Source organism: Streptomyces sp. NPDC060205 (assembly GCF_042728395.1).
In the GTDB taxonomy this organism is placed as follows: domain Bacteria; phylum Actinomycetota; class Actinomycetes; order Streptomycetales; family Streptomycetaceae; genus Streptomyces.
Map to the genome: position 1 here is coordinate 1 of NZ_JBHWZP010000404.1, position 7,725 is coordinate 7,725.

Annotated in this window: 9 protein-coding genes; 7 read left to right on the forward strand and 2 right to left on the reverse strand. The window is 70.4% G+C overall.

What is annotated here, in order from left to right; all coding sequences use genetic code 11:
- Positions 1 to 354: 354 nt before the first annotated feature.
- On the reverse strand, positions 355 to 939 hold the full coding sequence (locus ACFWGJ_RS39225; RefSeq protein WP_387333750.1) for a nicotinamidase: 585 nt from the start codon (positions 937 to 939) through the stop codon (positions 355 to 357).
- A 184-nt stretch (positions 940 to 1,123) separates the two neighbouring features.
- Positions 1,124 to 2,452 (reverse strand): nicotinate phosphoribosyltransferase, encoded by a 1,329-nt coding sequence (locus tag ACFWGJ_RS39230; RefSeq protein ID WP_387333751.1) that lies wholly within the window; start codon positions 2,450 to 2,452, stop codon positions 1,124 to 1,126.
- Between the two features lie 122 nt (positions 2,453 to 2,574).
- Between ACFWGJ_RS39230 and clpS the strand changes: the two genes are divergently transcribed.
- The 7 genes from clpS to ACFWGJ_RS39265 all read left to right on the forward strand — a co-directional run bounded on the left by clpS (position 2,575) and on the right by ACFWGJ_RS39265 (position 7,633).
- Positions 2,575 to 2,892 carry an ATP-dependent Clp protease adapter ClpS gene (clpS, locus tag ACFWGJ_RS39235; protein ID WP_210882241.1) on the forward strand — a complete coding sequence of 106 codons (318 nt, stop codon included), beginning with the start codon at positions 2,575 to 2,577 and terminating at the stop codon, positions 2,890 to 2,892.
- A 166-nt stretch (positions 2,893 to 3,058) separates the two neighbouring features.
- A complete protein-coding gene (locus ACFWGJ_RS39240) occupies positions 3,059 to 3,664 on the forward strand; it encodes a DUF2017 domain-containing protein (protein WP_210882242.1) in 606 nt (201 codons plus the stop codon).
- A gap of 355 nt (positions 3,665 to 4,019) precedes the next feature.
- A complete protein-coding gene (locus tag ACFWGJ_RS39245; RefSeq protein ID WP_387333752.1) occupies positions 4,020 to 5,480 on the forward strand; it encodes an amino acid permease in 1,461 nt (486 codons plus the stop codon).
- Positions 5,481 to 5,598: 118 nt separating this feature from the next.
- A complete protein-coding gene (locus ACFWGJ_RS39250; RefSeq protein WP_107015981.1) occupies positions 5,599 to 6,021 on the forward strand; it encodes a Mov34/MPN/PAD-1 family protein in 423 nt (140 codons plus the stop codon).
- A 100-nt stretch (positions 6,022 to 6,121) separates the two neighbouring features.
- Positions 6,122 to 6,223, forward strand: coding sequence for a putative leader peptide (locus ACFWGJ_RS39255; RefSeq protein WP_315903768.1), 102 nt, complete (start codon positions 6,122 to 6,124; stop codon positions 6,221 to 6,223).
- Between the two features lie 155 nt (positions 6,224 to 6,378).
- Positions 6,379 to 6,657, forward strand: coding sequence for a MoaD/ThiS family protein (locus ACFWGJ_RS39260; RefSeq protein ID WP_107015983.1), 279 nt, complete (start codon positions 6,379 to 6,381; stop codon positions 6,655 to 6,657).
- A gap of 25 nt (positions 6,658 to 6,682) precedes the next feature.
- Positions 6,683 to 7,633, forward strand: coding sequence for a PLP-dependent cysteine synthase family protein (locus tag ACFWGJ_RS39265; RefSeq protein ID WP_210882245.1), 951 nt, complete (start codon positions 6,683 to 6,685; stop codon positions 7,631 to 7,633).
- The last annotated feature ends 92 nt before the right edge of the window (positions 7,634 to 7,725 follow it).

The following is a 7,725-nucleotide window of genomic DNA, read 5'->3' on the forward strand; positions in this document are numbered from 1 at the left end:
GCCCCCCCAGGGGCGCGGGGAACTGCGCGGCCGGCCCCCACCGGCCCGCAGCCGACGACGCACGTCAGCCCCCCAGGGGCGCGGGGAACTGCGCGACAAGCCCCCACCGGCCCACAGCCGACACGCACGCCCGCAGCGCGTTGTCGTCCCGCTGCGGACCCGTCGTGGCTGGCCGCGCCGTTCCCCGCGCCCCTGGGGGGCTGACCGTGCGTGGTCTGCCGCGGACCCGTCGTGGCTGGCCGCGCCGTTCCCCGCGCCCCTGGGGGGCTGACGGTGCGTGGTCTGCTGCGGATCCGTCGTGGCTGGCCGCGCAGTTCCCCGCGCCCCTGAAAGGCGGCCCCTGCGGGGCGCCTTTCAGACCACCGGCTTGCCGGAGAGTTCGATGCCTGCTTCTCGGAGCGCGTCCAGGGCCTGGGTCGTGGTGTCCGGGGCCACCCCGGCCGTCAGGTCGAGCAGGACCTGCGTGCGGAAACCCTCCCGCGCCGCGTCCAGGGCCGTCGCCTTCACGCAGTGGTCCGTGGCGATGCCCACGACGTCGACCTCGGTGATCTCCCGCGTACGCAGCCACTCGCCCAGCGAGACCCCGTTCTCGTCGGCGCCCTCGAAGCCGCTGTACGCCGCCGAGTACGCGCCCTTGTCGAACACGGCGTCGATCGCGCCGGAGGCGACCGCCGGTGCGAAGTTCGGGTGGAAGCCCACCCCCTCCGTGCCGGCCACGCAGTGCGCGGGCCAGGAGTGGACGTAGTCGGGGTTGTCCGCGAAGTGGCCCCCGGGGGCGATGTGGTGGTCGCGGGTCGCCACCACGTGGCGGTAGCCGGCGGGCGCCTGCCCGATCAGCTCCGTGATCGCGGCGGCCACGTCCGCCCCGCCGGGCACCGCGAGGCTGCCTCCCTCGCAGAAGTCGTTCTGGACGTCTACGACGATCAGGGCGCGGCGCATGGGCGGTGTCCTTCGGCTCGGCGAGGCGCTCCGCGGGGAGGCCGGTGGATGGTGTGCGGATCGGTGGGGGCTCGGCGCAATTCCCCGCGCCCCGTGAGGGCGCGGTCGCTGCCGTGCCCCTTCCCGGCTTGCCGCCCGTTCACTCCAGTACGGGGCCGGTACAGGCGAGTACCGCCCCCGGTTCTCACACGTATTCGGTCGGAATGACGGCTTCGCCGCGTGACAGCTGGGTCGCCGACAGGGGCAGGTTCGCGCGGGCCGCCGCGTGCCGGTCGCGTACGACGTCCAGCGGCTCGCGGGCGACGACCTGGCCGCCCTTGACGAGCTGCACCAGGAGCTGGCTGTCGGCGAGCTCGGCCGGGACCGCGCCCGTGCCGATCACCTCGGCCTCGGCGACCCCGTGCTCGTCGCGCCGCCGCGCGGCCCACTTGCGGCCGCCGATCGACGTCTTGCCGCCCGAGGACTTCTTGGCCACCGGCAGGAGCGGAGCCTTCGGGTCCGCCGACTCGGCGCGCGCGACGATCTTGTAGACCATCGAACACGTCGGATGCCCGGAGCCCGTCACCAGCTGGGTGCCCACCCCGTACGCGTCCACGGGCGCCGCGGCCAGCGAGGCGATCGCGTACTCGTCGAGGTCCGAGGTCACGATGATCCGGGTCTTCGTGGCGCCCAGCTCGTCCAGCTGCTGCCGAACCCGGTGCGCCACGAGCAGCAGGTCACCGGAGTCGATGCGGACGGCGCCCAGCTCGGGCCCGGCCACCTCGACGGCGAGGCGCACGGCCTCGGCGACGTCGTACGTGTCCACGAGCAGCGTGGTGCCGCGGCCCAGCGAGTCCACCTGGGCGCGGAAGGCGTCCCGCTCGGTGTCGTGCACGAGGGTGAAGGCGTGGGCGGACGTACCGACCGTCGGGATGCCGTAACGGAAGCCCGCGGCCAGGTCCGAGGTGGTGGTGAAGCCGCCGACGTACGCCGCGCGGGACGCCGCGACCGCGGCCAGCTCGTGGGTGCGCCGGGCGCCCATCTCGATCAGCGGGCGCCCGCCGGCCGCCGAGGCCATCCGGGAGGCTGCGGCCGCGATGGCCGAGTCGTGGTTGAGGATGGAGAGGATCACCGTCTCCAGGAGCACGCACTCCGCGAAGGAGCCCTCGACCCGCAGGACCGGCGACCCGGCGAAGTACACCTCGCCCTCCGGGTAGCCCCAGACGTCGCCGCCGAAGCGGTACGAGGCCAGCCACTCAAGGGTCGGCTCGTCCACGACGTTCCGCTCGCGCAGGAAGCCGATGACGTCGGCGTCGAAGCGGAAGTTCTCCACCGCGTCCAGGACCCGCCCGGTGCCGGCCACGACACCGTAGCGGCGGCCCTCGGGCAGGCGGCGGGTGAAGACCTCGAAGACCGAACGCCGGTCGGCCGTGCCGCCCTTGAGAGCGGCCTGCAGCATGGTCAGCTCGTAATGGTCCGTGAAGAGAGCTGTCGACGGCACATCCACCGGCAGTCCCAGGTCCGCAGTGTTCATGACCAGGATGCTACCCCTATCTCGTCACTCTGACGATTTCTAGGCCGTGTGATGTGCGGCTCGCCCGCGATGCGCATGCTGTGCGGCCCTCGTTTGGCCGGGCACCCGCCTGTGGTGGCAGCATGGGCCGTGTGACGGCTCCCGCACCCCTAGAGACCGAAAAGACCGAGTCGGCTGAGGAGGTCTTCGCCGTAACCGAGCCCGACGTCCCCTGGGTGACCATCGTCCACAACGATCCGGTCAACCTGATGAGCTACGTGACGTACGTCTTCCAGACGTACTTCGGGTACTCGAAGGACAAGGCCACCAAGCTGATGATGGACGTACACCACAAGGGCCGGGCCGTAGTCTCCAGCGGCACCCGTGAGGAGATGGAACGCGACGTACAGGCCATGCACGGCTACGGTCTGTGGGCCACCCTCCAGCACGACCGGAAATGACCTGGCCGCGGACCGCGAGACCGGACATCGCAGCACCACCGGACTTCGCGGGACCCAAGACCGCAGGGCCTGCCACGACAGGGCCGGCCACGGCAGGACCGGCACCCGCCCGACGCCGGCGCAGCACCCGACGCCCGCGCAGTACTGGAAGTAGCGACGCAACCTGATGCCAGGACACTTCGAACCGCTCCCCGGCGGCGGCGCGGCCGTCGCGCTCGACGAGGTCGAGATCTCCATCATCCGCTCCCTCGCCGTACAGCTCCTGGAGCTCATCGGACCGGGCCCCGGCGAGGACGTCTCCGACGACCCGCTCGCCGAACTGTTCGCGGAGGGGCCGAGCGAGCCGCCCTCGGACCCCGTGCTGAAGCGCCTCTTCCCGGACGCGTACAGCGGACCCGACGTCGAGGCCACCTCGCCCGAGCAGGCCGAGGAGCAGCGCGCGTACTCCTCGGAGTTCCGCCGCTTCACCGAGAACGACCTGCGGGCCGGCAAACGGGACAACGCCCTCGTGGTGATCCGCTCCCTGGACGGCGTGGCGGCCGTGGGGGAGGGGGGAGCGGTCCTGAAACTGACCTCCGAGGAATCGAAGCAGTGGCTCAGCTGCCTCAACGACCTGCGCCTCGCCATCGGCTCCCGGCTGGACGTCGTCGACGAGGAGGACACGGACCTGCTCTACCGGCTCCCCGACGAGGACCCGCGCAAGCCGATGGTGATGGCGTACCTGTGGCTCGGCGGGCTGCAGGAGACCCTCGTCGAGACGCTGATGCCGTGACGCGCAGCCGTCGATGACACGACATCGACCGTTCGCTCAGCGGACGCTCAAATCCGGATAACGATCACATCACCGCCCGGGCCTGCAATGTGGGCCCGGGTGTCGTATGTCCGCTTCTTCCTGTGGCATGCGCTACAAGCGCCCCGGACGACGAATGTTGCGGCCGTGATAAATCTTCACGATCGCCCGACGGGACACCACCCACGTCCCGCCGGGTGCGCCACCGAGCCGGCGACCGCCGGCCAGGCATGAGCGGGCTCGGGGAGCCCGTTCGACTCCAGTAATCCGGGGGGATTCGGACACCGGACCGCAGCCGACGAAGGCGCGGGCCGGCATGGAGAAAGGCGCATCAGACATGACCTCGGTGCAGGTCGGTAAGCACGACGACGAGCGGGGCGGCAACGGCGCCGCCGACGGCGACGCCCCCGAAGAGGGCTACGAACGCGGGCTCGGCAGCCGTCAGGTCCAGATGATCGCGATCGGCGGCGCCATCGGCGTCGGCCTCTTCCTGGGAGCCGGGGCGAACATCGCCAAGGCGGGCCCCAGCCTCATCCTGATGTACGCCCTCGCGGGCGTCATCATCTTCTTCATCATGCGGGCCCTCGGTGAGCTGCTGCTCTACCGTCCCGTCTCGGGCTCCTTCGCGGAGTACTCCCGTGAGTTCCTCGGCCCGTTCTTCGGCTACTTCACCGGCTGGACGTACTGGCTGATGTGGGTCGTCACCGGCATGGCGGAACTCACCGCCGCCGCGATCTACGTCAACTACTGGTTCCCGCAGATCCCGCAGTGGGTCACGGCCCTGGTCTTCCTGGTCGTGCTCTTCGTGGCGAACCTGATCTCCGTCAAGCTCTTCGGCGAGATCGAGTTCTGGTTCTCGATGGTCAAGGTCACCGCCCTCATCGGCATGATCGTGATCGGCCTCGGCGTGCTCACCTTCGGCTTCAGCTCCGCGGGCGACACCGCCGCCGTCTCCAACCTCTGGGCCTTCGACGGCTTCTTCCCCAAGGGCATCGGCTCGTCCCTGATGACCCTGCAGGGCGTCATGTTCGCCTACCTGGCCGTCGAACTCGTCGGCGTCACCGCGGGCGAGTCCGAGAACCCGGAGAAGACCCTCCCCAAGGCGATCAACACCCTGCCCTGGCGCATCGCCCTCTTCTACGTCGGCGCGCTCACGGTCATCCTCTGCGTCGTGAAGTGGACGGAGTTCGCGCCGGGCGTGAGCCCCTTCGTCGCGGCCTTCGCGAAGATCGGCATCCCGGCGGGCGCCGGCATCGTCAACTTCGTCGTACTGACGGCTGCCCTGTCCTCCTGCAACTCCGGCATGTACTCCACGGGCCGCATGCTGCGCACCCTGGCGGACAACGGCGAGGCCCCGAAGATCTTCAACAGGCTGTCCGCCACCAAGACGCCCGCGTTCGGCATCACGCTCTCCGTCCTGTTCATGGGCGTCGGCGTGATCCTGAACTACATCGTCCCGGAGAAGGCCTTCGGTTACGTCGTCTCGGTGGCCACCGCGGCCGGCATCTGGACCTGGCTCATGATCCTCATCAGCCACATCCTGTACCGCCGCGCCGTCGACGCGGGACGCCTGCCCGCCTCGCCCTTCCCGGCCCCCGGCGGTTCGAAGTTCAGCTGGGTCGCGGTCGCGTTCCTGCTCTTCGTCACCGGCCTCATCGCGTACGACGCCGACTCCCGCGTCTGCCTGTACGTGATGGCCGGCTGGGCCGCCGCGCTCGGCATCGGCTGGGCCGTGCTGAAGTCCCGCAACCCGGAGGTCACCGAGCGCCGCGAGCCGGAGTTCGAGAAGGTCAACTGACGCGGACCAGCCGGTCCCGTCCTGGAGGGCGCGCCCCTCGCCGCCCCCGGATGCCCAGCATGTGGGCAGCCCCGTACCACTCTCCGGTACGGGGCTGCCGTCTGCCTATCCTGGCCCCATGCTGACCATCACCCAGGCCCTCGTCGACCAGATCGTCGCGCACGCGCGCCAGGACCATCCCGACGAGGCGTGCGGCGTGATCGCGGGCCCGGAGGGGACCGGCCGCCCCGAGCGCTTCATCCCCATGCTGAACGCGGCGATGTCGCCCACGTTCTACGAGTTCGACTCCGGGGACCTGCTCAAGCTGTACCGCGAGATGGACGACCGCGACGAGGAACCGGTCGTCGTCTACCACTCGCACACCTCCACCGAGGCCCATCCCTCCCGCACGGACATCAACCTCGCGAGCGAGCCGAACGCTCACTACGTCCTCGTCTCCACCGCCGACACCGACGGGCTCGGGGACTTCCAGTTCCGCTCGTTCCGGATCGTCGACGGGGTCGTCACGGAGGAGGAGGTCACGGTGGTGGAGGCGTACTGAACTTCCGTGGGCGCCACCTGATCCCGTATGTCGGGCAGAATTCATCCACTATCTGAGATCACATTCCGGGACCCGGACCGGGAATCGATACGATGAGCCCATGGTTTCCCACGACGTGAGCGAAAAGACGCCGGGCATGCTGCTCGTGGCGCGGCTGCACGTCGACCTGTGCAGGCTGCAGAGCGCCATCTGTACGCGCTGAACCCTGCCGCCGTACGGCAGTGAGAGCCTCGGCTCCGCGCGGGCCGCGACCGGCGTCCCGCCCGCCCGGCGCGGTCCTCGTACGCACCGCCCCGCGCACCACCCCCAGACCCGACTCGCCTTCCGACTTCCGCTTTCCGACAGGAGCCCGCAACCATGGCCATCGAGGTCCGCATCCCCACCATCCTCCGCACCTACACCGACGGCCAGAAGGCCGTCGAGGGCGGCGGGGACACCCTTGCCGCGCTCTTCGCCGACCTCGAAAGCCGCCACACGGGCATCCAGGCCCGCATCGTGGACGGGGGCGAACTGCGCCGCTTCGTGAACGTGTACCTGAACGACGAGGACGTCCGCTTCCTCGACGGCATCAACACCAAGCTCACCGACGGCGACAGCGTCACCATCCTGCCGGCCGTCGCCGGCGGCATGGTCTGACCGGGCTGCCGGGCTCTGATCGCCGATGCGCTACGACTCCCCGCTGGCCGCGGTGGGCAACACCCCTCTGGTGCGCCTGCCGCGGCTCTCGCCGTCCGCCGACGTCCGTATCTGGGCGAAGCTTGAGGACCGCAACCCGACCGGCTCGGTCAAGGACCGCCCCGCGCTCCACATGGTCGAACAGGCCGAGAAGGACGGCCGGCTGACACCCGGCTGCACGATCCTCGAACCGACGTCCGGCAACACCGGCATCTCGCTCGCCATGGCCGCGAAGCTCAAGGGCTACCGCATGGTGTGCGTCATGCCCGAGAACACCTCGCAGGAGCGGCGGGACCTGCTCGGCATGTGGGGCGCCCAGATCATCCCCTCCCCGGCGGCGGGCGGCTCCAACACGGCGGTGCGCGTGGCGAAGGAACTGGCCGCCGAGCATCCCGACTGGGTGATGCTCTACCAGTACGGCAACGCCGACAACGCGGGCGCGCACTACGCGACCACGGGCCCCGAGATCCTCGCCGACCTGCCGTCCGTCACGCACTTCGTCGCCGGGCTCGGCACCACCGGCACGCTGATGGGCGTGGGCCGGTTCCTGCGCGAGCACAAGCCCGACGTGAAGATCGTCGCGGCCGAGCCGCGCTACGACGATCTCGTCTACGGGCTGCGCAACCTCGACGAGGGCTTCGTGCCCGAGCTGTACGACGCGTCCGTCCTCACCACCCGCTTCTCGGTCGGCTCGGCCGACGCGGTGACCCGTACGCGGGAGCTCCTCCAGCAGGAGGGCATCTTCGCCGGGGTCTCCACGGGGGCCGCGCTGCACGCGGCGATCGGGGTCGGCCGCAAGGCCGTCGCGGCGGGCTCGCCCGCCGACATCGTGTTCGTCGTGGCCGACGGCGGGTGGAAGTACCTGTCGACGGGCGTGTACACGGCGGAGACGACGGAGGAAGCGATCGCGACGCTGCAGGGGCAGCTCTGGGCGTAGGAGGGGATGTCCTCGCCCCCGCCGCCCCTACCCTTCCCGTCACTGACTCGGGGTCTACGGGTGGGGCGACACGACCGGGGCGGGCGACTACC